30 protein-coding genes are annotated in these 24,021 nt (G+C 39.6%); 17 read left to right on the top strand and 13 right to left on the bottom strand.

All coding sequences use genetic code 11. From position 1 onward, the window contains the following. Nucleotides 1-81: 81 nt before the first annotated feature. The 3 genes from BUC12_RS16530 to BUC12_RS16520 are packed head-to-tail and all read right to left on the bottom strand — an operon-like array spanning nucleotide 82 to nucleotide 2,795. Nucleotides 82-639 (bottom strand): hypothetical protein, encoded by a 558-nt coding sequence (locus BUC12_RS16530; RefSeq protein ID WP_062182942.1) that lies wholly within the window; start codon nucleotides 637-639, stop codon nucleotides 82-84. Nucleotides 640-684: 45 nt separating this feature from the next. Beyond that, nucleotides 685-1,617 (bottom strand): hypothetical protein, encoded by a 933-nt coding sequence (locus BUC12_RS16525; RefSeq protein WP_062182939.1) that lies wholly within the window; start codon nucleotides 1,615-1,617, stop codon nucleotides 685-687. Nucleotides 1,618-1,661: 44 nt separating this feature from the next. Next, nucleotides 1,662-2,795 carry an XkdF-like putative serine protease domain-containing protein gene (locus BUC12_RS16520; protein WP_062182935.1) on the bottom strand — a complete coding sequence of 378 codons (1,134 nt, stop codon included), beginning with the start codon at nucleotides 2,793-2,795 and terminating at the stop codon, nucleotides 1,662-1,664. A gap of 123 nt (nucleotides 2,796-2,918) precedes the next feature. Here BUC12_RS16520 and BUC12_RS16515 point away from each other — a divergent pair, with 123 nt between their 5' ends. Both BUC12_RS16515 and BUC12_RS16510 read left to right on the top strand, forming a co-directional pair. Beyond that, the gene (locus BUC12_RS16515; protein WP_062182932.1) at nucleotides 2,919-3,398 is read left to right on the top strand and encodes a hypothetical protein; all 480 of its coding nucleotides are present in this window, start codon (nucleotides 2,919-2,921) and stop codon (nucleotides 3,396-3,398) included. Between the two features lie 19 nt (nucleotides 3,399-3,417). Continuing rightward, nucleotides 3,418-3,852: a hypothetical protein gene (locus BUC12_RS16510; protein WP_062182929.1), complete on the top strand. Its 435-nt coding sequence runs from the start codon at nucleotides 3,418-3,420 to the stop codon at nucleotides 3,850-3,852. Here BUC12_RS16510 and BUC12_RS16505 read toward each other — a convergent pair. Then, complete coding sequence (locus tag BUC12_RS16505; protein ID WP_062182926.1) at nucleotides 3,842-4,828, bottom strand: hypothetical protein; 987 nt, start codon at nucleotides 4,826-4,828, stop codon at nucleotides 3,842-3,844. The two genes, BUC12_RS16510 and BUC12_RS16505, sit on opposite strands and share 11 nt — an antisense overlap. Nucleotides 4,829-4,945: 117 nt before the next feature. On the opposite strand from BUC12_RS16505, the gene BUC12_RS16500 reads away from it, so the two are divergent. From BUC12_RS16500 to BUC12_RS16490, 3 genes are all read left to right on the top strand, one after another. After that, entirely contained in the window at nucleotides 4,946-5,791 is an 846-nt protein-coding gene (locus BUC12_RS16500) for a hypothetical protein (protein WP_062182923.1), read from the top strand. A gap of 41 nt (nucleotides 5,792-5,832) precedes the next feature. Next, nucleotides 5,833-6,477 (top strand): hypothetical protein, encoded by a 645-nt coding sequence (locus BUC12_RS16495; protein ID WP_062182920.1) that lies wholly within the window; start codon nucleotides 5,833-5,835, stop codon nucleotides 6,475-6,477. A 325-nt stretch (nucleotides 6,478-6,802) separates the two neighbouring features. Next, nucleotides 6,803-7,618 carry a hypothetical protein gene (locus BUC12_RS16490; RefSeq protein ID WP_139262098.1) on the top strand — a complete coding sequence of 272 codons (816 nt, stop codon included), beginning with the start codon at nucleotides 6,803-6,805 and terminating at the stop codon, nucleotides 7,616-7,618. A gap of 77 nt (nucleotides 7,619-7,695) precedes the next feature. Here the strand turns inward: BUC12_RS16490 and BUC12_RS16485 are convergent, their stop codons facing one another. The 5 genes from BUC12_RS16485 to BUC12_RS16465 all read right to left on the bottom strand — a co-directional run bounded on the left by BUC12_RS16485 (nucleotide 7,696) and on the right by BUC12_RS16465 (nucleotide 11,704). Beyond that, nucleotides 7,696-9,714, bottom strand: coding sequence for a hypothetical protein (locus BUC12_RS16485; RefSeq protein ID WP_062182912.1), 2,019 nt, complete (start codon nucleotides 9,712-9,714; stop codon nucleotides 7,696-7,698). A gap of 32 nt (nucleotides 9,715-9,746) precedes the next feature. Further along, on the bottom strand, nucleotides 9,747-10,010 hold the full coding sequence (locus BUC12_RS16480) for a hypothetical protein (RefSeq protein ID WP_062182909.1): 264 nt from the start codon (nucleotides 10,008-10,010) through the stop codon (nucleotides 9,747-9,749). 49 nt (nucleotides 10,011-10,059) lie between these two features. Next, on the bottom strand, nucleotides 10,060-10,314 hold the full coding sequence (locus BUC12_RS16475) for a hypothetical protein (RefSeq protein WP_062182906.1): 255 nt from the start codon (nucleotides 10,312-10,314) through the stop codon (nucleotides 10,060-10,062). Nucleotides 10,315-10,346: 32 nt separating this feature from the next. Further along, nucleotides 10,347-10,601, bottom strand: a complete 255-nt coding sequence (locus BUC12_RS16470) for a hypothetical protein (protein ID WP_062182903.1) — start codon at nucleotides 10,599-10,601, stop codon at nucleotides 10,347-10,349. Between the two features lie 137 nt (nucleotides 10,602-10,738). Then, nucleotides 10,739-11,704 (bottom strand): alpha/beta hydrolase family protein, encoded by a 966-nt coding sequence (locus tag BUC12_RS16465; protein ID WP_062182900.1) that lies wholly within the window; start codon nucleotides 11,702-11,704, stop codon nucleotides 10,739-10,741. Between the two features lie 105 nt (nucleotides 11,705-11,809). Here BUC12_RS16465 and BUC12_RS16460 point away from each other — a divergent pair, with 105 nt between their 5' ends. The 11 genes from BUC12_RS16460 (at nucleotide 11,810) to pafA (ending at nucleotide 19,443) form a co-directional block, all read left to right on the top strand. Continuing rightward, entirely contained in the window at nucleotides 11,810-12,358 is a 549-nt protein-coding gene (locus BUC12_RS16460) for a hypothetical protein (RefSeq protein WP_062182897.1), read from the top strand. Continuing rightward, nucleotides 12,358-12,798 (top strand): hypothetical protein, encoded by a 441-nt coding sequence (locus BUC12_RS16455; protein WP_062182894.1) that lies wholly within the window; start codon nucleotides 12,358-12,360, stop codon nucleotides 12,796-12,798. The genes BUC12_RS16460 and BUC12_RS16455 overlap by 1 nt, the downstream gene beginning before the upstream one ends. A 48-nt stretch (nucleotides 12,799-12,846) precedes the next feature. After that, nucleotides 12,847-13,413 (top strand): hypothetical protein, encoded by a 567-nt coding sequence (locus BUC12_RS16450; protein ID WP_062182891.1) that lies wholly within the window; start codon nucleotides 12,847-12,849, stop codon nucleotides 13,411-13,413. Beyond that, the gene (locus BUC12_RS16445; RefSeq protein WP_062182888.1) at nucleotides 13,410-13,847 is read left to right on the top strand and encodes a hypothetical protein; all 438 of its coding nucleotides are present in this window, start codon (nucleotides 13,410-13,412) and stop codon (nucleotides 13,845-13,847) included. The genes BUC12_RS16450 and BUC12_RS16445 overlap by 4 nt, the downstream gene beginning before the upstream one ends. A 2-nt stretch (nucleotides 13,848-13,849) precedes the next feature. Then, on the top strand, nucleotides 13,850-14,059 hold the full coding sequence (locus BUC12_RS16440) for a hypothetical protein (RefSeq protein ID WP_062182885.1): 210 nt from the start codon (nucleotides 13,850-13,852) through the stop codon (nucleotides 14,057-14,059). Further along, on the top strand, nucleotides 14,059-15,927 hold the full coding sequence (locus BUC12_RS16435) for a hypothetical protein (protein WP_062182882.1): 1,869 nt from the start codon (nucleotides 14,059-14,061) through the stop codon (nucleotides 15,925-15,927). The genes BUC12_RS16440 and BUC12_RS16435 overlap by 1 nt, the downstream gene beginning before the upstream one ends. Nucleotide 15,928: 1 nt before the next feature. After that, nucleotides 15,929-16,207 (top strand): hypothetical protein, encoded by a 279-nt coding sequence (locus BUC12_RS16430; RefSeq protein WP_062182880.1) that lies wholly within the window; start codon nucleotides 15,929-15,931, stop codon nucleotides 16,205-16,207. Between the two features lie 95 nt (nucleotides 16,208-16,302). Beyond that, a complete protein-coding gene (locus tag BUC12_RS16425) occupies nucleotides 16,303-16,779 on the top strand; it encodes a phage holin family protein (RefSeq protein WP_062182877.1) in 477 nt (158 codons plus the stop codon). Then, nucleotides 16,766-17,296, top strand: a complete 531-nt coding sequence (locus tag BUC12_RS16420; protein ID WP_062182873.1) for a glycoside hydrolase family 19 protein — start codon at nucleotides 16,766-16,768, stop codon at nucleotides 17,294-17,296. The genes BUC12_RS16425 and BUC12_RS16420 overlap by 14 nt, the downstream gene beginning before the upstream one ends. After that, nucleotides 17,293-17,688 (top strand): hypothetical protein, encoded by a 396-nt coding sequence (locus BUC12_RS16415; protein ID WP_062182870.1) that lies wholly within the window; start codon nucleotides 17,293-17,295, stop codon nucleotides 17,686-17,688. The genes BUC12_RS16420 and BUC12_RS16415 overlap by 4 nt, the downstream gene beginning before the upstream one ends. Before the next feature lie 117 nt (nucleotides 17,689-17,805). After that, nucleotides 17,806-19,443, top strand: a complete 1,638-nt coding sequence (gene pafA / locus BUC12_RS16410; RefSeq protein ID WP_062182867.1) for an alkaline phosphatase PafA — start codon at nucleotides 17,806-17,808, stop codon at nucleotides 19,441-19,443. Nucleotides 19,444-19,526: 83 nt separating this feature from the next. On the opposite strand, the gene BUC12_RS16405 is transcribed toward pafA, so the two are convergent. From BUC12_RS16405 to BUC12_RS16395, 3 genes are all read right to left on the bottom strand, one after another. Beyond that, on the bottom strand, nucleotides 19,527-20,108 hold the full coding sequence (locus tag BUC12_RS16405) for an RNA polymerase sigma factor (protein WP_062182864.1): 582 nt from the start codon (nucleotides 20,106-20,108) through the stop codon (nucleotides 19,527-19,529). Then, nucleotides 20,086-20,484 (bottom strand): hypothetical protein, encoded by a 399-nt coding sequence (locus BUC12_RS16400; RefSeq protein WP_070808617.1) that lies wholly within the window; start codon nucleotides 20,482-20,484, stop codon nucleotides 20,086-20,088. The genes BUC12_RS16405 and BUC12_RS16400 overlap by 23 nt, the downstream gene beginning before the upstream one ends. 164 nt (nucleotides 20,485-20,648) lie before the next feature. Beyond that, the gene (locus tag BUC12_RS16395) at nucleotides 20,649-22,916 is read right to left on the bottom strand and encodes a cation:proton antiporter (RefSeq protein ID WP_062182857.1); all 2,268 of its coding nucleotides are present in this window, start codon (nucleotides 22,914-22,916) and stop codon (nucleotides 20,649-20,651) included. Nucleotides 22,917-23,094: 178 nt separating this feature from the next. Here BUC12_RS16395 and BUC12_RS16390 point away from each other — a divergent pair, with 178 nt between their 5' ends. Beyond that, entirely contained in the window at nucleotides 23,095-23,310 is a 216-nt protein-coding gene (locus BUC12_RS16390) for a hypothetical protein (protein WP_062182854.1), read from the top strand. Nucleotides 23,311-23,376: 66 nt separating this feature from the next. Here BUC12_RS16390 and BUC12_RS16385 read toward each other — a convergent pair whose 3' ends face one another. Continuing rightward, nucleotides 23,377-23,739 carry a winged helix-turn-helix transcriptional regulator gene (locus tag BUC12_RS16385; protein WP_062182852.1) on the bottom strand — a complete coding sequence of 121 codons (363 nt, stop codon included), beginning with the start codon at nucleotides 23,737-23,739 and terminating at the stop codon, nucleotides 23,377-23,379. Nucleotides 23,740-24,021 lie beyond the last annotated feature (282 nt).

Genomic DNA, 24,021 nt, shown 5'->3' with positions numbered 1-24,021 from the left:
TAGCGATATACGGCTAATTACAAAGATGAAAGAGTTACTCAAAATAAGTAACTCTTTCAATTTATATAATAACTGTTCCGCTTACGGAGTTACTACCACTTCTGGAGCAACAGGAGTAATGACACTTTCGTCTTTCAGCAGCTTACCGATCTCTATTTCGGTTCCGGCAAGTACTGTAGTCCAGCCATTAGCGTCGGCATCACCTGCACCCGAAGCATAATTGAACGAAGTGGCACTCAAACCATTGTTACGTCCAAGCACTACGGCCCTACCCGACTTGTCGACTACGATAGCCATAAACTTACCTAGACTCAGTGCATCGCCCTGATTCATTGTATTATAATCGTATTCACTTACTGTGAAATTTACGGTATGAGTTCGGTATTTTCCACCATTGCCATTTACGGCAAGCTCATCAGACCACGAGGCGGTACCCTCCACAAAATTTACCTTATAGATAGAATCACCGGAAGCAAGTTCAATTTTGCTGATAATTTTATTATCATCCGAACCGTCAGGCGCTTTCTCGAAAGTAAATGTAGGATTTGCATCGTAGTTAATCAAATAAACAGCCTTCACTCCGGCAACTTGATACTGACAGTTTTCTTTACGTATATTAGCAGTTAATTTACAAGACATATTGTGTTATAGTTTTTAAGTTTGTAATAAATAAAATGGAAAGTTTTAATTGTAGAAAACAACTTCATCCTCAAACGGAATAACAAAGCCTAAGCGTAAGCGCCCGTCGATAAATATCTTACTGTCATGTGGTGCAGGGAACTGTCCGATACGAATCTCTTCGGTATCACTCAACAAATCTGTAGCCAGTAAGAAGTTAGAAATATCAACTGCAATCATCGTCTGATTATTCAAGCCTTTCACCGGAACAATTTCGACTCCCAGATAATGCAGGCTATCAGTTTCTACAGTGAAAGCAGTAGCAATAACCTGATTACTAACCGAAGCCAAAGCCATTTTCAGGCGCTGTAAGGTTTCGTATGCGACATAGATTTTTATTGTTCCGTTCTCTAAGCCTTTTGCCAATACATCTTCGGGGATAGCTGTATACACCTTTTCTACTTCCGCAATAACGTTCGCCTTGGTAAGAACTGCTCCGGTAACCTTAATTGCATTCGCACTGGCTGTTAATACTTTAACAGCTCCATCAAAATCATTCGGATTTACTGCGCTGTCGCCTGTGAATATCTTGGTTTCGATCTCGGCACTCAGTTCGTCTGCCAGCATTGCCATAGTCGCCTCTTCCAAAGCTTCGGGTAACTCGGTGTTTTTTGCTCCGGGTTTCAACATAATGTTGATACGCTTACGTTCAAGGTCATCAATACACTGTTCCAGATTGATTTTATATGTTTTGATCTGTACTTCCTTCTCACTCAATTTAAAGATCTGGTCGGGAGTCCATGCACAGTCTCTGCCATCAGGTTGAAGCAAAGTATTTTCGAAATTAAGCAGGTTGAGCATAGTGCTTTCCTTTACTCCGGTAATTACATCTATCTTTCCGTTCTCGATAAGGCGTCCTCCGAATAGAGCCTTAGTAAACCAATCCATGTTAGTACTAGGTTGATAGCTTAAAGGTGAAATATTATACATGTTTGCCATAAGTATGTTTTATTTTTTGTTTGTGTTATTTAGATGATTTATGCTTATTTTTTGATTTTGTGTTTGATCGAAAGTGACAATGCCTGTGCCATTTGCTCGTATCGCCTCATTTCGGTAAATTTTCGTTGAGACGAATTTGCCGTCAAGGGAGAAACGCTCGGCGAATGTTGGCGAAGCTTTTGTACTTCGGTATTAGCTTCTTCGGCAAGCCCTGCAAGTTCAGCCAATTTTGCCTCCAGATCCGCAATTTTAGCTTTCAGAATATCAACTGACTCCGCTCCTGTTTTTTTCAGAGTTTGAGGTGCTGTAACCTTTTCCGGATCAACATTACTTACCGATGCTTCTTTTGTTTCCACCAATTGACCTTCTCCGTCTATTACCAGAATATTCCCATCTGAGAGAGGATGCTCACCTGCCGGAACCTGTTCTCCATCTAATGTAGCAAAACCATCTTTGTCTACATATATTTCTTTTCCATCGGCCAATGTAAAGATTATACATATACTTCCGCTTGAAGTGGAATCTGCCTTTTCGACTGTCTGAATGTCTAAAAAGAATTGAGCGATTCGGGACAATAGTGTCCCCGATTTTTTAGCTTTTCTATTCATTTTCTCATGTTTGTTTTGATTTGTGTTTGTTATTAAATCTGCCTGTTGGATAAAAAAACCCTCCAAAGAGAAACCTTTGACATTACCTGTCATCACCTGAGTATCCCAATAATACTTGTCTTCCACCTTATAGCTGCACATTAGTGTACCTTTAGGTAAGGTATCGAAACCCAATGCTCTGGATTTATCATTTCCCGTATCTTCTACAATCCATAATTCTGTGAGATAATTTCCTTCAAGAGGGCTCTGATGCTGATGTGTTGTATTATGCAGGGCTATGCCGGTACGCATCATTTTTAGTGCGATCTTTTCTATCTGATCGGCAGAAAACCGGATGTAATATGCTCCGTGTTCAGGATCGTTCCGGTAGATCAGTTGGTCAGGACAAAGTACTACACCTGTCAGTACCTGCTTTTGGGTATCTTTATTCAGAAACACTCCGGCTTTCTGTTTTGCCAACGTTACAAAATCACTTTCGTTAGCAGGAGATTCGACAAACGAAATAGCATAGATACCGCTTTCGTCTTCGAGGCTCTCATTAATCAGGCAATTGTAAATAGGTATATCCATAATAATACTTCAATTTTTAGGTATAGATAAAAAGTTGAAGGTTTTTGACCCGAACCACATACTTTTTTGCCAAAAAAAATATTATATATAGCTTTACCCCCGAACAACTATTATATCTCATTCATGCTTAAACTTCTGGGATCTACTCAAACTTTAATCACTTCTGTTATTCTGGCAATTATCGGCTTGATCATTGTAAGCAGACATATAAATGGTCCCTCCCCTGAAAAGATAAAACAATATCAATCGATGATAGACAAGGATTCTAAAATAGCAGCAATAATAGAAAGGAGGTCTGAATTTGAAATGTCGGGAACTATTTATTCTCACTCATATACACATCGTTACAGGTTCGATATAGACAATGTCCGCTATGAAGGAATGTTTACCTGTAAAAATTCATTTACAGGCCGAGATTCGGTGTGGGTATATTACAACACCGATAATCCGGCAATTAATACCAGAGACCCATGGTCTGCTATTGCCGATGAAAATGGCAAAAAAGCTTCGCCAAAATCTCTGACTTATGCTATCGGATTTCTTATAACCGGATGTTTGGGGATAATAATCTCTTTAGTCGGTATTTTCAGAAGGAATAAATAATTAAAACCTCATCAACAACATGATTATAATAAAGATATTACAGATATTGGTCTTTGGATCGTGGATTGCTTTTATACTTTACTCGTATTTCAGATGGAGGAAAAAATTGGTTGAAGTAGCAGAGAAAAACAATCTGACCGTTACATTCGAGTGTAAAAAATGCCAGACTATACATAGATACCCCTATTCAGAATTTCTAAAAATAATAAGGAAAGTAAGAAACGAAAAGACTATAAGGTCAGGAAACAGAATATACAGACAAAGGGAATATAAATACGAATGTAGCCAATGCCAATCGAAACAATGGCAAAAACAAATAGATATAAACCCCTTTTTTCAGGAAAAGAGTAAAGCCGGGTTTTCTTCTATCACGTATAAATTTGCGGGAAATATATTCGGTTACAGCATATTGGTAGTTGTACTCATGGCACTCCTTTCGAACTTTATTGATTAAGAGGAATAAAAGTTCCGCTGAGATGATCTATTTTATATGTGACTATCTGTTTTCTTGACTGGTTATAGACACCTAAACCTATCCCTCCGCCTCTATAACCTCCGCTGCCTATTCCAATAGAAAAGCTTGGAGCAAAACCGACTCTGGAGACATTCTGCTCGGCATCGAAATACAGATCTCCATTATCCATATAGAGAGGCCACATTTTCTTATTGAATGAGATATATGCCTGTCCGCCTAACACAACGGCATAAAAACTCTCTGTATCTATCTTCTTAAATTTGCCATCACTCTTATTCTCTATCCTTATCTCTGCCGGAACATTTTTCTTATACTTTACTTCCATTTTTGTTATCGCCGGTTGCTGATCGGCAAAGCCTTCATAAGTATAATATACACCATCAGTATAAAGGCTCATTTTATACAACGGTAACGCACTCTTTTCGGTATAGTCGATATGGCGTACATCTTCGAGTGTATATGGCACATTATCAATATAAGGCTGTGTCAGCTTACCGGCTATAAACGAAATTAAAGCGCGCGACACCTCCTCTTGTAATGCTGCTGAGACATTCTTACTATCCCTGATTTCGACATTCGTATCAAGTGTACCGATAAAATAATACTGGGCATTGAGCGATTCATAAAGCGTAGCCCGTATATGTGACATTCCATTATTACCATTGACTTCGAACGATAAGTCACGCAATTGAAACAATAAAACCCTGTTTTGAGCAGAAGTAGTTATTAAAGAGTTCAATACAGAGGATAATTCTATCGAAAAAGCCTGCTCAACAATAATAAACTGGTTTTGCGTCTTATTCACCCTGCTATCCAATAACGAGACCGAACTATAAAGGCTATTTTCGACAACAGGTGTCACAGCGGGTATCTGCAGGCTAAAACGTTCCCTTTGTTGAGCCCGAATATTCAGTACGCATAAAGCTAATATAATAAGTAAAGTTATCTTTTTCATAATTCCGGAATTGTGTTGATGATTCAAATATATAACTTAAAGTCAAAAAAACACTTCCTTATTATCTGAAAATAAATGAAGAAACAGTAAATTTGTTTATAAAATAATGTTTCTGATATGCGCACTCTATATATTCTTATTTTAGCTTCTGTCTTATTATATTCTTGTAGTACCGACGAAGGATACTATTCGTATCTGAGCCGTCCCGATGCTGCGGCAGAAGCTATTCAGCTAAAATTGAGTACAACAACTACGGACGCCGAGTTTTACTATCGTCTTCAGGCAAAAGAGATGTATATAGAATGGGGAGATAATTCGAAGCCAACCGAATATATTTTTACTGGAAACGATAATCTTCTCGATTCAATTAAACCTACCAGTAAAATATACAACAGTCAGGGTACATTCGATATTAATATCAAGAGCCTGAACTTAGTAAAATTAGACCTTTCGAAAACAGATAATGCTTCATCCAAAAATCGGTATAACTCCATATCGGAACTTATACTGACCGATTGCCGGAATCTGGAAGACCTTCGGTTTACAGGTCAGCCCATCACCACTGTAGACTTATCAGAATGTACAACTCTCATAGCTTTATACTGTGGTTATAACGAAGGAACACAATCTGTTACCGGATTAGAAAATCTCACTAAGCTAGAAACCCTGAATATCACAGGAAAACTCAGCTCCTCTACAATAGACCTGAGTGCAAACGTTTTATTAAAAAATATCACAGTAACCGCTTCAAATTGCGAAACCATCAACATAGGAAACAATCCGGTTCTTGAAACAGTTGTCTTAACTAATAACCTGTCGCTGAATGCCGCAGCATTAAACACCTTATTCGCTGCATTGCCACAAGTTACAGGAACAGAACACACGGTAACTCTAGCAGGAAATAACGGAGACTCGCTGTGTGACAAAACGATAGCTACACAAAAAGGCTGGATATTCAAATAAATTTAGCTATCTTTCGCCCGGATATAGAAATCACCCGTTCTATGAAACATTACAGAACATTATTAGCTCCCAAAAACGAAACATGGAGAGCTGCACTCGAACGATACACCCTATTCCTTGAAACCGAAATGCAGGAATATTTCGATACGAAAGATTACTCATATCACTTCCGGGACAATAGATCGTATGACCTCAACATACAAGAGACGGTCTCCCCTGCCCTCATTGCCGATTTCGAGATCAGGACAGGAATAAACGTGCCGGGCAGTTTAACCGATATGCTTTGCAGACATGGAGGATTCAGTATAGGCGAGGGATTGATCGATATTTTCGGAGGATATGAACAAGCGGTTTTCCCAAACCTTCAGCAAATGCTCGAAAAAACAGGGAACTCCTCATTTGCAAGCGAAATACCATCGGGCATGCTTAAATCGCTCAATGGATTTTATTATTTCTTTGGTATCAGTTTTCCGAACAGCGACGAAATGGCTTTCCTCTATTTCAGTAAGGCCGGAAACTTCGGTAAAATGCTTTTCGCTCCGGATAACAAAGAACTGGTTCTGAAAAAAATATTACCTGCCATGTTCAACGGATCTGCCGAAAAATTCACCCTCGACAGCCTGTTAAGCAATCAGATAGACCGCGTGATCACCAATGCACTAACTGTAAAAGGATACATAGACTGACCCGAAATCTCGTTACACAAACAACTTTCTTAAAATATGATAAAAAAGGTATTTTTTCTTCAAAAAATATTTACTGGAAATTAATAAAAAATAAGCTGAACATAACTATCTTTGTTTTGTTTTTCTTAGTATAAATAAAATGTAATCGGAATAGACTTTACGCTATAAATAAGTAACAACAAGTATTTAATCGTACATCTTGAGGTATAACCGGTTATCGTTATTTTACTTACAAAGCCTCCAAAAAGGTCTGAGACCTTAAAGGTTTTTTAGGTTAAAAAAGTATGGGTCAGAAATTTTAATGCATTGATTTGCTGAATTTGGTATGAAAAATAGAGTGTTAGTAGTTGCCGTAGTTATCACTATGGCGGCTTGTAAGAATGATCCGAATGAATCAACACGTACACAAAGTTCACCGGCAGAAACCGAGATACAAATAGCTACAGACTCGGTGCCGCAGGACACCGGTGCCGCTTTGCAAGTCATTGCACGTCACGACCTTTCGCCCACCGATCTTTACACCGATTATGACGGAGGAAACCAGCTTCAGGATTATTTCGTAATAGAGTTAATCGACAAAGCCACTTTCCTTAAAAATAAACAGCTTGCCGTTAGTTTCATTTCGGGAGACTCTACAACCTTCCGCAAAGTAAACGGCGAACTTAAACTGCCTTGCACAAATGGTTCGATTACATTTACCGACAATATCAGCGGAAATGAGAAGCATAAAGAATTCAACTTCGTGGGCGATGTGTCTACCCTGAATGTATATCTGCTATCGGGAATCTATTGGGAAGACTGGGATTATTTTTTCGTTGATAAACAAACCGGACAAACCAAACAACGGTTTTCCAACTTTCCGTACCTATCGGTAGACCAGCAATTTATTGTAAGCATCGATATCGATTCGTTCGAAGGGGCGGCATATATTGACCTCTATCAGGTAACCGACCGCCGGTACATCGACCCCCTGATAGGCATGTATGTAAAATCGTGGATACCGGTCAGCTCTATTGACACAATATATTGGAGTAAAGACAATTACCTATACATACCCGTTGTCAACAGCCGCGACTATTGGGAAGCCAACGGCAACTACTCGGGACTCGACCAGTATATCCGCCTGAAACCCGTTGCCTGACAACTCCCCTATCCCTTAAATAAAAAACCGGCATGTATTCAGCAATACATACCGGCATCTGTTTTATTCTGACAGGATCAAATCCCTACTGAACTCTGTACAGTGGTTACACTGCGCTGTGCACTGGCTATATCGACCACCGAAACTACAGGACGGAAATCGATACGCGAGATAGCCTCCAGTATCTTATCGTTGTCGGGAGCGGTAACCGAACCCACCATTTCGAGGTTGGTCAGTTGTCCGCCCTCTTCGTACATGCGGCGTGTCGCCACTTGTGGCTGGCTGTATCCCTTACTCCGGCTGAAATACCCTGTAAGGTCTTCGGGTGCAAGTTCGCGCCGCTCTTTGTTGATATACTCAATCAGTCCGAGGTTTTTGCGCGTCGAAATACGATTTACCACATACTCGTCGCCTTCTACTTCGATATTTGTACCCTCGATACGCATACCTCCCTGCGAATGGCGTTTGCCACGAAGCAAGCCCCCGTCTTCGAGATTGATCTTATCCAATTGCTTTTTGACCGTTGCAATCTGTATTGCTCCCTGTGCAGCAATAATGGCAGCAATAGGAATACCCAACAAACCTAATGACAATGCCTTAGATACTCCGGCTGCCACATCAGCCACAGCCTTAGGTATACTCATTACAATAGCCAAACGCTTTGCCCGTTTATCCCTCTTTTCAGCTTCCTTTTCCAGACGGGCTTTCTCTGTAGCTTCTTCTTTTTTGCGGGCTTCGAGTTCTTTGCTTACTTCTATTTCACGGGCTTTCTGTTCTTCGAGGGCAATAAGCCGTCCGCCTGTAGCTGTCTTGGCTTCTTCTTCCAATGCCTTCCGCTTCTCGGTCGAAGCTTGTAACTGCTTATCTATGGCTGTGATTGCCTCACCCACTTTAGCGGCCTCAGCCGTATATAAGTCTTTACTGGCAGTCATAAAAGACGACAGGTTTGTCATCATAGTCTGCAACTGACTACCGTATCTCGACCATTGCAAACCGATTTGATCGAGGGTTTCGGTAAGCCCTTTCAGCATAACCGAATTGCTCGTTGCCTGTTGCTTTTCTTCGAGTACATGCATTTCTGCTTTCTTTAGCAGGTATTTGTTGTCGTAATCCGATTTCAGGTCGAGAATCCCCTTATATTCTTCGAGGGACTTTTTTTGTGTGTCGGACAATGCTTGATATTCTGCCGATTCTTTATCGAGATTGACAAGGCTATCCAGATGGTCGCCCAATACTTCGGCATACATACCCCGAACACTTGTAAAGAACAGGTCAGCCGCTTCTTTCGAATCTTTTAGAGATTTATTCAGGTTATCTATATCTTCTTGTGTTTGTTCCAGTTGTGCACGGGTAGCATCCACATTGGTTGTGGTATCATTATTTTTAATAATATCTGTTTTGATATTTTTCGCATCTATAATAACTTTTTCCAAATCAAACAATTTATCCTTTTCTTTTATTAATTTTATCATTTCGTCCTGAACTACCTTAAGTCTATCTACATACTTCTTTTCATACTCTTCTTTCTGGGCTAATGTTACCTTTAACTTTTCAGCATCACTTGCATACAGTTTCTCCAGCGTTTCAAAATGCTGCATATATAAAACTTTAGATTCTGCGGTATATTTCAAAACTTCTCCACCGGATTTTTTACTGCTCTCCTCTATTTTTTCAATAGTTTGGCTTAAAGAGGTACGGTATTCTTGCTCACCTTTCTTCATTCCATCCAACAAACTTTGATATGCCTCACTTCGCTTAGCAAAACTTGCAATATTGATAGCTTCTATTTTTTCGGTTTTGGTTTTAATTATCCCGACCTCTTTATTTGAATCAGTCTGTATCTCTGCCAATTTTTTTGTTATATCTATTAAAGGAGTTAGCCCATTAATAGCTTTACTCAGATTTTCTATCTGAACATTTGTGTTTGTTAGTAAAGTTGATGAACTACTAAAAACTTCTGCGATCAATAACGATGTCTTAGAATTACTTATCTGTTGATCTAAGGTATTTAGTTTTTCAATTAATTTACTTATATCCTCATAAGCCTTCTTTAAACCATCTATTTCTATGATAAATATTTTCTTATTATCTCCCATCTTTTCTTGTATAGATAAAAAAGAAGAGGGTTCTATTTATCATAATTATGATATATTTGAACAGGTAGACCATTATAACTATTATAATTCCTAGATATATTTATTTTTTCCCCATCAATATGCGTAATATTCACATCCACAGGAGCATTCTGTGTAGCAGCGGGTAACGGTGCAGGTGCACTAGCTGTAGTATCGGCTTTAGCGATAGTTACGAAGTTTACATTTTGGAAAGCAATAACGCTTAAGGCAATAGCAATTACAGTAAGTACGATTTTTGTGTAGGTATCCGTTTTCATAATCAAAAGTGTTAATAGATTTATATTGTTTGTTTACAAATATAGACTATTAAACTTTTGAGAGGTTTAAAGAATAGGAGGAATTTGACCCATTAATAGCTTTACTCAAATTTTCTATTTGAATATTCGTGTTTGTAAGTAAAACCGATGAATTATTAAAAACTTCTGCAATCAACAACGATGTTTTAGAATTACTTATCTGGTTATCTAAAGCATTCAGCTTTTCAGCTAACTTACCTACATTATCATAGGCTTTTTCTATACCTTCAAGTTCTATAATAAAGGTTCTTTTCTTTCCTTCCATCTTTTATATTATAGATAAAAGATGGAAAGATATCATCTATCATAATTATAAACAATCTGAATAGGTAAAATACCATCCCCTTCTCTATTCCACAATTTCTTTCCATCAATATGTGTAATATTCACATCCACAGGTGCGGTTTGTGTAGTAGCAGGTAACGGTGCAGGCGCACCAGCAGTAGTATCAGCTTTAGCGGTAGTTACGAAGTTCACATTTTGGAAAGCAATAACGCTTAAGGCAATAGCAATTACTGTAAGTACGATTTTTGTATAAATATCCGTTTTCATAATCAAAAGTGTTAATAGATTTATATTGTTTGTATACAAATATAGACTATTAAACTTGTAAAAGGTTTATAGAAAATACAAAAACGGGATTCCCGAAAGAATCCCGTCTATATATTTCCTTTAGTTGCTTTTCCTTATTATTTCTCAACCTTATCCTTTAGAAAAGCCGAAACTGTTGATTTCCATTCATCCAACCACGAACGGGGATAACTCTCGTGTGTGGCTTCGGCAAACATATGTGCATCTTTTACCTGTGCACCTATATTATTGTAAATTCTCAACGATTCATCGACAGGTATATGCTGGTCTTTACCTCCATACAACAATAGTGTAGGTACTTTTATATCCTTTACAAACTCATCGGGATTCATACCGAAAGCATTAAAGCCATTGACCGCCCCACCCCAAAAAGTCATCAGATAAGTCATTGGCGTACCCATCACAGGTATCATCTTTCCCATACGTACCCCTACCGCATCGAACATCCTGCCATAAGGCGCTTCGAGAATAACACATTTAACAGGAAGCTGGTAATCGTGCATTGCCTTTGTAATAGCTGCCGCACCCATCGACATTCCGAGTAGTGAAATATTCGCAGGCTTCAACTCTCTCACGGCATAGTCGTAAGCCTCTTTTACATTCGCAGCTTCGAGATAGCCTATTGTCGATTGGTTGCTATACGAGTTGCCCGCTCCCCTGAAATTAGGTATCAGTACATCGTATCCCATATCGAGCAAGGGATATGCTTCGTGCAACATGCTTTCGGCATGGTCGGTATATCCGTGGAACAGGATAAATAAGCCTTTCGACACCGAATCGGTCTTTATCATCCATGCTTCCATCGTGTTATCCCCCTCAGCAGGAATACTCACCAATTGGAAAGGCCTATCAGGCACAGCATTACTTACCGGCCGAGGTACATCCATTCCGGTAAACAGCATACTCAGGGTACCCTGTTCGGCTACCTGTTCGGGCGTTTTATTTACAAAGTGAGTCATCGCATAAGCCTGTATAGCCGCAATGATATTGAAAAATACAAAAACAGCTATTACAATATATAACAGCCTCAGCAGAATTTTCTTCGTTCTATTATTCTTTGCCATGTATAAACTACGTATAAAATTATCCCCAAATACTGCCCTATACAGGCAGCTATTCTTTTTTCAGGGCATAAATATAAGAATTTATCTATCAAATAAAGTACGAATATGATAAACTCGATTATTGAACTGTTTCGCAACCAGGCACGCGAACACAAAACTATCCGCTCGTTTTATTACAACCGCAATTTCGAACTGGGTTCGGGTAACGAACTGCACCCCGTTTTCTGGCTCGAAGACCCTATATCAGGGCGAAACCAGCAACATGTATTTACCAATACGGTCAACTTCTCGGTACTCCTTATTCCCGAGGATGAAGCGGAAACCATACAATTCCAAAACCTCGCATTCTCCATCGGATTGAATATTCTGGAACGTATCAAAGCGGACGGAAACATTCCGGTAACCGTTCTCCCTACATGGACTTACCTCACCCTGCGTAATTATTATGATAATAATGCCTGCGGATGCCGCTTTTCGGTCGACCTTGTTCAACGTAACATGCAAAACCTCTGCCTGATAGAAGAACAATTCGATTCGGATAAAGAATTTGAAGAGAAGGACATCCTCAACCGTTTCGATATAAATATATCAAAGGGCGGATGCGAAACATTCGTGAATAAACTACCGGTATTCGACCTTAAAACATCAAAATAATGGACAGCACTACCCTACAACAAGTACTATCTGCCATTGCCGGAGACGTGCTCAGTATAACCCGTCAGGTATTTGACGAAAACGGACTGAGAGACAGCTCAATCCGGGAGAAGGTAGAAGTAAAGCTTTCGGCTGAACCTAATCCCATTATCCGTATACTGTTCGATGATTATCTCGACCATATCGAGAACGGACGCAAAGCCGGTTCGGGCGAAATGCCTTCTATTGACGAGCTTCGCGACTGGGCTATCCGCAAAGGGATCCCGACGACCAACGATGTACTTTTTGCAATCGCAAATGCTATCAGGCGCGACGGTATCGCTGCCCGCCCTATCCTATCCATTTTGGAGCAACGTCTAGATACTGCATTTGAAGACAAGTGGGCTGATGATCTGTTCGATGCTATAACCGAAGAGCTTACTGTCTTCTTTGATAGGTAATACTTAATCTCTTTTATTTTCTGAAAATTTATCTATAGTAAAAAAGCGATGAGTATAAACATACAAACAGGGATCGAAAACATTGCCGAATACAATGCCGGAGGTATCTCCCATATATGGCTGCTCAACATCAGCGACTTCATATCGTACCAGTTCGAAGATGACAGTTTGTACGATAAGGCTTTTGTGAATATGATCTTCAAAGAGAACCGTTTTCTGGAAGTGGGAATAGTCGACGAATGCAATTTCAGCGAAACTTATTCTTCCGGTATTTATAAGCAGGAGCTTAGTTCTTACATCCGCACGATCAATAAAAGTACTATCAGCTGGATACAACAGGCACAGAACGGACGCTTTCTGGTTGTTTTCCGCACAGTACTCGATACATACTTTTCTTTCGGATCGGATGGCGGTGCCAAGCTAACTTATTCCGAACAAAGCGGACAGGCAGGAGGAATAAACGGTATGCAGCTGAAAATAGAAAAAAGCTCTGTTCTTCCTTCATTCGAAGTACACCCCGATGTAGTCAAAACAAAAGTATTAGGCTCCGAACACAGCCAATATTTAGTAACCGAAAATAACGATGAAACAAATATTTTAATTGAAATTCCATGAGTAAGGATTTGAAAATAATAAAAATAAGTGATCTCCCCGAGAGTAAACGGGTGCAGAACACCTACTTCTTCGGGTACGATCCCGATAATGAGAACGACAAACAGTCGGTAAAAATTCCGTTTTCGGAGATTGCCCGTGCCTCTAACGAACGCCGCATAGCCGTAGTTATGGAAACGGATACACAAATCATTCCGGTCGGTGAGAAAATGACTCTTTACAGAGCAACAGGTAATAACCTGTCTGCATTATATATCAAACCCAATGATATTAATAATGATAACTGGATGTCGGTTAATATCGGCTCCGATATTCAGATAGATTTGAGTAGTTATACTTCTACCGATGCCATAATACGGATCGAAAAACCGAATACTGTCGAAAGCCAGAACAAAGCGGCAACAGTTTATTTATTCACCAAAGTAATAATAGAATAACCATGATTATAGAAATAAAAAGCAACGATACTACATTTATTTTTAATGATTCCCTGAAATGGGAACAGCAAGCTTCCGAAACATTAAATTATGTATCAGATAACGCTGAAGAAATACCCTCCGATACATGTACCTTATACAAGCTCGAAGAAACAACGATCAGTATATTTAATAACAGATATTTTGCTATAACACAAAACAATATAGAATAATGAAAACATTTGAATGGAAAGAAGAATACCTTAATTGGGAGAATATAAATGTTGCCGCAAGTGCTGTATATGCATCACTACTGGGAGCATCGGCAGGTACAGGAACGCGGCAAAACCCTTATACATCATGGCCAACTATGGGAAAAGCTGAATTAATAATCGGAAACGGATCGTTTAACATAACCTCCAATTTAGGATCAAACCACCTGATAATCGGGCAATCAATGGAATCTTCTATTATAAACCAATTTACGTTTGTAAGAGCAATAAATTACGCATCATATACACCTATTTTAAAACATGTCTGCGTAAAAAGACTAAACCCCAATAGCATCGGAACTATTCCGATAAAAGCCCAAAACTCAATTTTCGATAACCTCGAAATAACCGGAGGTTCGGTTTTCGGTTCGGGAAGTATTGTAAACTGTGTATTCAAAGGAAAAGCTTTTGTCAGATACAGTACTACTATTTTTACCTCCAACAGCACATTTATAGAATGTACAGATTTCAATGAAATACTTCGTACTACACAACCCTTACTTGTCAGATGTTCGATTACAATAGATAATACTACACTAAGTAGCTTCGCTACAAACTATGCTGCTTTTAGTAACTGCTCGTTCATCATTGGAGACGAAACAGAAGCTACAGTCTTGTCAGGAAATACTCCAGAAGAGCTAAAACAAAGCTTCATCGACAGGTGCGAAACTCAAGGGCTGACCATTCCCCAAATTGATTCTCTGGTATCAAGTGTACCGGAAAAACTCTCGCGATGGATTTTCACTAACGATTCTACGGACAATTCACATTATGTATTAGAAAACAGTTATTTACATCAGTTTTACAAAAAAACAGGAATCATATTCGGATTTTCACCCAAGTTTGTAAAGAACATTCCTATTACGACAGAAAGTACTAAGCCTGAATCATTTGTTACCGGAAGCTATAATAGCAAAGTTACGCTCAAACAAGATCATATCTCACTAAGCGAATCATTGTCTTCCACTTCCCGCATAGAGGCTTATGCCGACAGTAAAATCATCTGGCTGGAAGGAAAAAAGAAACTGAACAGCGTGCTCCTGAATCATAACCTGCCGGCTACTTCCGGAATTGATGTTGACAGTACTTACTCTATCGCTAAAGAGATTACTGCTTCAGGACAGATCAAACCGGGCTCTTACTATATTGTAAGGTCAGCAGATGGAAACCTGGCCCAGATATCTTATAATGGCAAGACATACAATACTTCAATTCTCACACGTACCAATATATTCTGCGGAGTCGAAGGTGTGACCGAATATACTGCTTCGAACGAAACTAAACCATCCATTTACGAAGTAGGAGATTTTGCAAACCATAAAACCCTACAAATAAGAATCGTAGATGATGTACCTACGACTAAAATAACATCAGGAAATGTCCTTGATGGATATTGGTATTATGTTGTACCTAACAACCTAGACGACACAAGCGGTAGAGTTACTTACAAAGGTGTAGCCCATCCTTGCTTCGATTCGTTTTTAACCAGTGATACATCGACAATCAGCGTTTCAGGTAACTGTCATTTAAGAAGATGCTGGAAACAAAACTTTGATTTTTCGACAGAAACCACGGACAAAACATTTTGGACCGGTAAACAAAAGCCTATTTATTTCGACATCAACCCCGAAGATATGCGTTGTTTTCATGCCGAACATACAGCTACAGCAAACGAAATGCTCAGCGACGACGAAACATATATAGCCAGCGGTCATCCCGATTTTTATTCCAACATCAGTGGTTCGAATGGGGTTATCCTGCCCACATACGATATTACGGGGTGCTTTATGCAGATACGGGTACCTATAACCACCTTAAACCCTATGTAATATGGCTGATTTTGAAAATGGTTTTCCTCCGTCCGGTGCAGACTTGTCGGATAAGAAAATAGACACTCTATCATTAGAGATTAAACCCGATGAGATTGATAAAGAGAAAACGATACATTCCATTTCTATCGACTCACAAAACGATTCCGGACAAATTACAGTATCAGTTAAAAATATATCGGTAAACTCACGTATAACCGGGAACGAATTACAGCAAGCTGTAACATCGGTCAGCCTACATACTGAGGGTTTGAAGAACAATGTCTTCTTTTATTTATAAAGACAAAAAACACTACTATTTCTTGCGTCGGAGTGCTTTCCGGCGCAAGTTTTTTATCTATACTATATAACAGAACACAAACCAAATTCAAGATTATGACACAACTTTTCATTAACTCATTTTTGAATAAAGATTACGATATCTTATTTCAAAAACTCCAGTTCGTTCTTATTCTCTGGGTAATTGTACTGGCAGCTATCATTATCGATCTCGTCTCCGGACTATACAAAGCTAAGCAGTTGGGCGAAATACATACTTCATTCGGATTCAGGCGTACAGTAAGCAAAGCAATACAATACTATGGGCTGATGGGATTTGCCCTGATGTTCGATATTCTGGCATCGTTATTCCTGTCACTACCCTATTTCAGTTTTGCTTGTTGTATATTCCTCGCATTTATCGAAGCTAAATCCGTACTCGAAAAAGCCGGAGAAAAAGACAGGCGGCGCATGTACGAAAGTTTCAAAGACCTGCTTTCGTTAATCGAGAACAAAGACAATATCCTGAAAGGAATAGAAAAAATAATAGATAATAAGCACTCATCTAAAGACACAAACAATGAAAATAACTGATAATCAGCTCAAGCTTATCTATCCTCTTTCAACAAAAGAGAACAGAGAAAAATACCTTTCTTACATCAATCAGTATCTCGAAGAATTCGAGGTCAATACTCCCGAACGAGTCTGCGCCTTCCTTGCACAGATCGGTCACGAATCGGGACAACTGCGGTATGTTGAAGAAATAGCATCCGGATCCGCTTACGAAGGACGTAAAGACTTAGGTAATACCTGTAAAGGGGATGGTACAAGATACAAAGGGCGAGGACTTATACAAATCACGGGGCGGGCTAATTATCAGGCTTTATCCGATGCTATGAAAATCGATTTCGTTGCAAATCCCTACTTACTGAAAGAACCTGTATATGCAGTATTATGCGCTTTCTGGTATTGGAAAGACAGGAAGCTAAACCGTTATGCTACATCCGGTGAAAAAGATTTTAAAACACTTACCCGCCGTATCAACGGTGGACTGAACGGATATCAAAGCAGGCTCATTTTATGGAATAAAGCAAAGGAGGTACTACTATGAAAAAGATTTCTGAACGATTTTATACGATCATCTGCCTTATTTGTTTATTTATAGGCTTGTTTACAAGCAGTTGTAAAACCAGAACTGTTTATGTCCCTGTCAATAACGAGAAGACGGAATACATATACAAAAGCTTCCGGGACTCGGTACACTTATACGACTCGATATTCTTAAAAGAAAAAGGCGATACCATTTTACTTACCAAGTACCGGTATATGTACCGAGACCGGATAAGAACCGACACTATTTACAGAACCGACTCGATACAAATACCTTACAAAGTTGAGATAGCCGGAGAGGCACAAAAGGTATATCCCAAATGGCTGATTATAATGGCCTGTATAGGAGCTGTTGCCATCGGGTATATAGGTTTCCGCATTTTTAAACAATAAAGCTAAGAAAGTTAAACGATGAATATGATTAAAATATTCATCGTTTTTTAATATAAAAATGACAATCCGTCTATTCCTTTTTACGTAATTTTAAAGTCTATAATCAATCAAAGAGTTATGTATAAAAAATTATCTACTTTACTTTTACTTTTTATATCGCTCACTTTACTGGGGCAGAACAATATAGGACATCCCAAACTGGTAGTGGGTATAGTAGTCGATCAGATGCGCTGGGATTATCTGTACAGGTATTACGACCATTACACGAATGACGGGTTCAAACGGCTGTTAAATGAAGGTTTTTCCTGCGAAAATACAATGATCAATTATGTACCATCATATACCGCTATCGGGCATAGCACCATCTACACAGGTTCGGTTCCGTCTATTCACGGTATTGCCGGAAACGATTTCACGATACAGGCAACCGGGCAGTCTATGTATTGTACCCAAGATGATAAAGTATTCAGTGTAGGTACTGCCGATAAAAATGCCAAAGCCGGAAAAATGTCTCCGTTTAACCTCAAAGCGACAACGGTTACCGACGAGTTAAAACTTGCAACTAATTTCAGGTCTAAAGTTATCGGGGTATCTATCAAAGACAGGGGCAGCATATTGCCTGCCGGGCACTCTGCTGACGCTGCATACTGGTTCGATGGCGAATCGGGCAACTGGATAACCAGCACCTGGTATATGCAAGAGCTTCCAAAATGGCTAACCGACTTTAATAACCGGAAACAAACCCAAAAGTATCTGGCTCAGGATTGGAACACATTATATCCTATCAATACTTACCTGCAAAGTACTAATGACGACAATGTTTACGAAAACACATACGAAGGACAAGATAAAGTAACCTTCCCTATTCCAACATCGAAGCTTATCAAGGATAACGGACTGGGACTGATCCGCTCCACTCCTTACGGCAATACCCTGACACTTGATGTTGCCAAACTTGCTTTAGAAAATGAGCAACTAGGACAACATCCTAACACCGATTTTCTGGCTATCAGCTTATCTTCGACAGACTATGTCGGACACCAGTTCGGGATTAACTCTGTCAAAACCGAAGATACTTACCTCAGACTGGATAAAGATTTAGGAGATTTTTTCAACTATCTGGATCAGAAAATAGGTAAAGGCAATTATACCGTATTCCTTACTGCCGACCACGGAGGTGGGCACAACGGGCAATTCCTTAACGATAATAAGATAGACGGAGGCAACTGGGACGAAGAAAAGATCAGAACCGACTTGAATGCCTACCTGCAAAAAAAGTTTGGTAAAGCAGATATGGTTCGTAACCTTTATAATTATCAGGTAAATTTCAATTATTCGCAGATAACTACAGATACCGATATGGATGACCTGAGAGATGCCTGCATCACTTACCTGAATACATTGCCTACGACAGCTTACGCCGTAGTAACAGACAAAGTATCGGAAGCTTCTATCCCTTCTGTAATTAAAGAGAAAATTATCAATGGTTACAATCGGGAACTTTGCGGCGAAATACAAATAATCTTAAAACCGGGATGGTATAGCATGTCAGATATGAAAGGTGCTACCCACGGTGCATGGAATCCTTACGATGCACACATCCCCCTAGTATGGATGGGATGGGGAGTTAAACATGGCAGCTCAAACTCCGAAGTGTATATGACCGACATCGCACCTACTGTTGCAGCATTGCTACACATACAAATGCCTAGTGGTACAATAGGTAAGCCTATTGTGGATCTGTTACACAAATAACATTCTGTATTACCGAAATACAAAAGCCGGCGAGAATTAATATTCACCGGCTTTTTCTTGATATATTACTAATATATGGAGAACTAATCACTCAACAGATCATCATACAGATTCTTTAATCTTTCTCTCAGGTACAATACAGCATATCGTTTTCTGGATAGCAATGTATTAACTGGAATACCGGTCGACTCAGAAATTTCCTTGAAGGAGAACCCTTGCAATTCAGTCAGTTCAAAAACCTCTCTTTGTAAAGGCGGTAACTCCTCTAATGCTGCATCCAGTTCTGTCCAGACAATAGACCGCAGGTAAGTAGTTTCGGGAGATTCGTCATCCAGCAGAAGAATTTCTGTAACCTCGGTCAGGAACTCATCGTCTTCTCTGGTCACAACAGGCATTTCCTCTTTCTTTTGCTTACGGCTCCAATCCGCTATCTGATTACGTGTAACGGCATATAACCACCCCGATATCTGATTGATCGGATTTACTAAAGGATCGACCTTCGACAATTGGTAAAATACATTCTGCAATATATCCTCACAGTCGTCCTTCGAAACCACCCTCTTACTGATGAAGCCTCTTAACTGAGCCTGATACGTATTGAAGATTTCTGTAACATTGTGCGATTCAGGCGAGCCGCTCATATTATTGCTTGTTATTGCGTGCATCGTCGTCTGAGCTTTCATCATCTGTATCGTCAGACCAGAAATCACGGTGCCTGTTCATCCGGTCACGGATATATTCCTTTCTTTCTTCGCGAGACATATTGTGCAGACGTTCATGTAAACGTCCGTGGTCTTCGTGTTTGCAGCGTTTACCGAAATGCCCGCGATGACCACCCGGACGCCCGAATTTTCCAAACAGAATGCGGGATAAAATCAATAACCCTGCTGCCTGCCAGTAATTAATAGCTGACCAACCAATGACTGACGGAATAACAGCATTCCACAATAACATCACTACAGCTATCACTGCCGCAAAAATAGCTATAAAAGCCAATCCCATTAATATAGATTTCCCTACGGAATGTCTTCTTTTTCTCATTGTCAAATTTCTTTTAATCTTTAAGTTAAATAATCACAGATTTATCCTCTGTAAGTCGAATGCATGCCTTCCTAATATTGAAGTCGCATTCGCCCCGATTATATTGTAAAGAAAATGACTTTTTTAGAAAAAAAAACACGGAATGAAAATTATTTCACTAATATTCAAGCAGATATATTATCCTCAAATTTCTCTAATTTTTCTTTTTCTCCTGCTAACCAAAGCACATCACCTACCTGCAATACCGTATCGGCTCCAAAGCTAACCATGGCTTCGCCATCACGGTCGATACTGATAATCATACAATCGGCTTTATCTTTGATTTTTGATTCCTTTATAAGCTTACCTATCAGTGGGCATCCTTCTTCCAATTCGTATTGAGATACTACTATCTGCCCGTTTACAGTGGCTGATTCCGGTTGATGTTCTTTATTATTTTTTTCATCCAGAGCAGTTATCAGATCCTGAAGTTCCTCATCTGTCCCTGCAACAACCAAACGATCAAAAGGATATAGCCTCACATTACCATCCGGTATATTGATACGCTGGTCGCCTCTGACAATGCTTACAATATCGACTCCCGTAGACTGTTTAAAGTTAAGTTCGGCAAGTGTCTTACCTACCCGTGGCGAATTTTGTGGAACATCTATCTTTTCGATATGTATATTTTTACTCAACAATTTGGTCTTAGCATTTTTCTCTACTGCCTTCTGGCTTTCTTCGGTAAGTTCTTTGTCATTCAGGTTACGGAAAAATTGTTTCTCCATCCTTTGAGACTGGCTCTTAAATCCATTAGAGAAAATCAGGAATGTAGCAATAGCCCCCGATACCAACAGCAAAATACCTGTAGCTCTCGGGAAAAGCGGAATAAGCACCATTAAAATAAGTACTACACAAAGCGCTATCCGCAAAGTCTCCAATGCAATAAGCGCACCTTTATTGAAGTTACTGTCTTTCCATAGCTTTTTAGCTTCCTCCGAACGGCTTTTCCGCCTCATGATAGACCTCATAAAAGGAGCCATCAGCAGTAATGTTACCAATCCGGCAAGAATATGCCCCCAAATACCGTGAATATAATCTATTACATAAGGTATTATAAAATTGTTGGAGAAGAAATACACTGCTAATGACAGCGTAAAATAAATAGCTACCGTAGACAATACATTCTTAAGAAGAATATTCCAATCCGTTTGATGATTTACCGTCTTCCGGTTCGATTCGGCATATCCAGTTATCAGCTTGCCCCATTTGTCGGGAATAACCTTTTCCAAAGCATGGTACACCGGTTCCGACAACTTTATACAATAAGGAGTGGTAAAGGTTGTAATTACTGATACAGCGACAATTATCGGATAAATAAAATCACTGATAACCCCCAGTTGCATACCCAAGGTTGCGATGATGAAAGAAAACTCTCCGATCTGAGCCAAGCTAAACCCGGCCTGCAAAGAAACTTTCAGCCCTTCGCCGGAAGCTACAACTCCCAGTGTTGCAAAGATTACACGTCCGATGAGCACAACAACCGTCAATAATAGTATAGGTACTATATATTCGGCTACAATTCCGGGAGCAATCATCATACCTACCGATACAAAGAAAACCGCACCGAAAAGATTTTTAATCGGCTCAATCAGATGCTCTATATGTTTCGACTCAATTGTTTCTGCTAAAATAGATCCCATAATAAATGCACCCAGTGCGGCTGAAAATCCAACAGAATCGGCAAACAGCACCATTCCGAGACACAGCCCAACCGCAACGATCAGCATTGTTTCGTCGTTCAAATACTTCTTGAACCGTTTTAGGAAACTGGGGATAAGATAGATTCCGACAACAAACCAAATCACCATAAAGAATCCCAACCGTAATATACTTTCGAGTAATCCGGCCCCTTCTACATGGTTACTTTTGGCGACGGTAGACAATAATACCATCATCAGTATAGCTGCCAAATCCTCTACTATCAGCATACCGAATACTATACCTGCAAACTTTTTCTTTTGCAGTCCCATATCGTTAAAAGCCTTTATAATAATAGTAGTCGACGACATCGACAGCATTCCCCCGAGGAATACACTTTCCATCTGTGTCCATCCCATCAACTGACCGAGAATATAACCGATAACGATCATTGACCCCATATTTACGAGGGTGGCAATGGACGCTGTTCCTCCGACGTCCATCAGTTTCTTAAAACTGAATTCGAGCCCGAGAGCAAACAATAGGAATATAACCCCGATCTCTGCCCATGCCGAGATATTGGACATATCGACAATATTGGGTATCAACCCGAAATGCGGGCTTATTAAAAAACCTGCTACTATGTATCCAAGTACAACAGGCTGCTTGAGCAGTTTAAATATAATAGTTACTATACCGGCTGTTATAAGAATAAGAGCCAAATCACTGACTAAAGGTGGTAAATGCGACATATATGTTATTCGTGTTTTTTTATTGAGAGGAGCGGATACTGTATCAGTTTGGCAAAACACAAACCGCTTATTTGCAAATATAAATAAAAAACGCAGAAATATGGAACAAAATTAACAAATAACGCCTATTTATGTAAATAAAGACATCTATCTTTACCACCCGAAAATAAACGTGAATATGTCGGAAACAGTAGCCGGATTCTTTTCTTTTTTTGTGCCGCTTTTTATGGTACTCATCCACTTTTGGTACATATCCCTGCCTGTTATCTGTGCTGTTGCCTTTCTGTATACTAAAACCAAAAACGAAGCCTTACGCCGTATTATCCGTATCTTTTTTGCATTCGTTATTCTCTCTGTTATCTGCACCGGAATTTATATACTGATAAGCAATTGAAAAAATATATCAGATAGGCTATTTGCTGAACTCACCGGGCTTAGAATGGAAATGTTTACGGAATAATTACTTATTTACGGACTCGAAACTCCTTCTCGATTCTTGTATCGCTCCGGTATTCTCCTTCGCCCAGTCGACCAACATTGTTAATGCGGGAAGCAGGCTTGTACCCAAAGGTGTAAGGCTGTATTCTACACGGGGTGGCACTTCGGGATATATGCGCCTGCTGATCAGCCCATCAGCCTCAAGCGAACGAAGAGTAACCGTCAGCATCCGTTGCGAAATATCGTCCATAGCCTTCTGTATCTCATTAAAACGCATAGTGCCGCCATCATTTAGTATCACAATAACCAGCATCGACCATTTGTCGCTCAGCCTGCAAATAATGTCCCTGATAGGGCAAAGTTCGGTTTTTATTTTTTCTTTCATTTTTATCATTCTCTAATCGACTCACAATCAGCAAAAGTTACATAAAGGTAACTATAGAACAGATCTGTAAGTTCTTGTTTCCGGTGCTTTTTATCTTTACGTTTGCAAAACAAAAGTAACAAACTTCTTTTTAGTAACTATAAAATTTGAATATTATGAGTAAGAAAGTAGCAGTAATAGCACCTAACCATAGGCTAAGCACCCGGCGCCTTGCCACCTTTCACAGTGGTAGGTTTCCAAGCACTCGCCACCGAACCGTACGTACACGTCTCCATGTATACG

Source organism: Indolivaga macrotermitis, from assembly GCF_900128985.1.
Taxonomy (GTDB): Bacteria; Bacteroidota; Bacteroidia; order Bacteroidales; family Dysgonomonadaceae; genus Dysgonomonas_A; species Dysgonomonas_A macrotermitis.
The sequence above is the reverse complement of the archived record's forward strand: the minus strand, read 5'-3'. Positions and strand labels throughout refer to the sequence as shown.

What these genes read in the sequence shown, in the direction of transcription:
- BUC12_RS16530 (WP_062182942.1), bottom strand. Translation starts at nt 639, where the DNA reads ATGTCTTGTAAATTAACTGCTAATATACGTAAAGAAAACTGTCAGTAT.
- BUC12_RS16525 (WP_062182939.1), bottom strand. Translation starts at nt 1,617, where the DNA reads ATGGCAAACATGTATAATATTTCACCTTTAAGCTATCAACCTAGTACT.
- BUC12_RS16520 (WP_062182935.1), bottom strand. Translation starts at nt 2,795, where the DNA reads ATGGATATACCTATTTACAATTGCCTGATTAATGAGAGCCTCGAAGAC.
- BUC12_RS16515 (WP_062182932.1), top strand. Translation starts at nt 2,919, where the DNA reads ATGCTTAAACTTCTGGGATCTACTCAAACTTTAATCACTTCTGTTATT.
- BUC12_RS16510 (WP_062182929.1), top strand. Translation starts at nt 3,418, where the DNA reads ATGATTATAATAAAGATATTACAGATATTGGTCTTTGGATCGTGGATT.
- BUC12_RS16505 (WP_062182926.1), bottom strand. Translation starts at nt 4,828, where the DNA reads ATGAAAAAGATAACTTTACTTATTATATTAGCTTTATGCGTACTGAAT.
- BUC12_RS16500 (WP_062182923.1), top strand. Translation starts at nt 4,946, where the DNA reads ATGCGCACTCTATATATTCTTATTTTAGCTTCTGTCTTATTATATTCT.
- BUC12_RS16495 (WP_062182920.1), top strand. Translation starts at nt 5,833, where the DNA reads ATGAAACATTACAGAACATTATTAGCTCCCAAAAACGAAACATGGAGA.
- BUC12_RS16490 (WP_139262098.1), top strand. Translation starts at nt 6,803, where the DNA reads ATGAAAAATAGAGTGTTAGTAGTTGCCGTAGTTATCACTATGGCGGCT.
- BUC12_RS16485 (WP_062182912.1), bottom strand. Translation starts at nt 9,714, where the DNA reads ATGGGAGATAATAAGAAAATATTTATCATAGAAATAGATGGTTTAAAG.
- BUC12_RS16480 (WP_062182909.1), bottom strand. Translation starts at nt 10,010, where the DNA reads ATGAAAACGGATACCTACACAAAAATCGTACTTACTGTAATTGCTATT.
- BUC12_RS16475 (WP_062182906.1), bottom strand. Translation starts at nt 10,314, where the DNA reads ATGGAAGGAAAGAAAAGAACCTTTATTATAGAACTTGAAGGTATAGAA.
- BUC12_RS16470 (WP_062182903.1), bottom strand. Translation starts at nt 10,601, where the DNA reads ATGAAAACGGATATTTATACAAAAATCGTACTTACAGTAATTGCTATT.
- BUC12_RS16465 (WP_062182900.1), bottom strand. Translation starts at nt 11,704, where the DNA reads ATGGCAAAGAATAATAGAACGAAGAAAATTCTGCTGAGGCTGTTATAT.
- BUC12_RS16460 (WP_062182897.1), top strand. Translation starts at nt 11,810, where the DNA reads ATGATAAACTCGATTATTGAACTGTTTCGCAACCAGGCACGCGAACAC.
- BUC12_RS16455 (WP_062182894.1), top strand. Translation starts at nt 12,358, where the DNA reads ATGGACAGCACTACCCTACAACAAGTACTATCTGCCATTGCCGGAGAC.
- BUC12_RS16450 (WP_062182891.1), top strand. Translation starts at nt 12,847, where the DNA reads ATGAGTATAAACATACAAACAGGGATCGAAAACATTGCCGAATACAAT.
- BUC12_RS16445 (WP_062182888.1), top strand. Translation starts at nt 13,410, where the DNA reads ATGAGTAAGGATTTGAAAATAATAAAAATAAGTGATCTCCCCGAGAGT.
- BUC12_RS16440 (WP_062182885.1), top strand. Translation starts at nt 13,850, where the DNA reads ATGATTATAGAAATAAAAAGCAACGATACTACATTTATTTTTAATGAT.
- BUC12_RS16435 (WP_062182882.1), top strand. Translation starts at nt 14,059, where the DNA reads ATGAAAACATTTGAATGGAAAGAAGAATACCTTAATTGGGAGAATATA.
- BUC12_RS16430 (WP_062182880.1), top strand. Translation starts at nt 15,929, where the DNA reads ATGGCTGATTTTGAAAATGGTTTTCCTCCGTCCGGTGCAGACTTGTCG.
- BUC12_RS16425 (WP_062182877.1), top strand. Translation starts at nt 16,303, where the DNA reads ATGACACAACTTTTCATTAACTCATTTTTGAATAAAGATTACGATATC.
- BUC12_RS16420 (WP_062182873.1), top strand. Translation starts at nt 16,766, where the DNA reads ATGAAAATAACTGATAATCAGCTCAAGCTTATCTATCCTCTTTCAACA.
- BUC12_RS16415 (WP_062182870.1), top strand. Translation starts at nt 17,293, where the DNA reads ATGAAAAAGATTTCTGAACGATTTTATACGATCATCTGCCTTATTTGT.
- pafA (WP_062182867.1), top strand. Translation starts at nt 17,806, where the DNA reads ATGTATAAAAAATTATCTACTTTACTTTTACTTTTTATATCGCTCACT.
- BUC12_RS16405 (WP_062182864.1), bottom strand. Translation starts at nt 20,108, where the DNA reads ATGCACGCAATAACAAGCAATAATATGAGCGGCTCGCCTGAATCGCAC.
- BUC12_RS16400 (WP_070808617.1), bottom strand. Translation starts at nt 20,484, where the DNA reads ATGAGAAAAAGAAGACATTCCGTAGGGAAATCTATATTAATGGGATTG.
- BUC12_RS16395 (WP_062182857.1), bottom strand. Translation starts at nt 22,916, where the DNA reads ATGTCGCATTTACCACCTTTAGTCAGTGATTTGGCTCTTATTCTTATA.
- BUC12_RS16390 (WP_062182854.1), top strand. Translation starts at nt 23,095, where the DNA reads ATGTCGGAAACAGTAGCCGGATTCTTTTCTTTTTTTGTGCCGCTTTTT.
- BUC12_RS16385 (WP_062182852.1), bottom strand. Translation starts at nt 23,739, where the DNA reads ATGAAAGAAAAAATAAAAACCGAACTTTGCCCTATCAGGGACATTATT.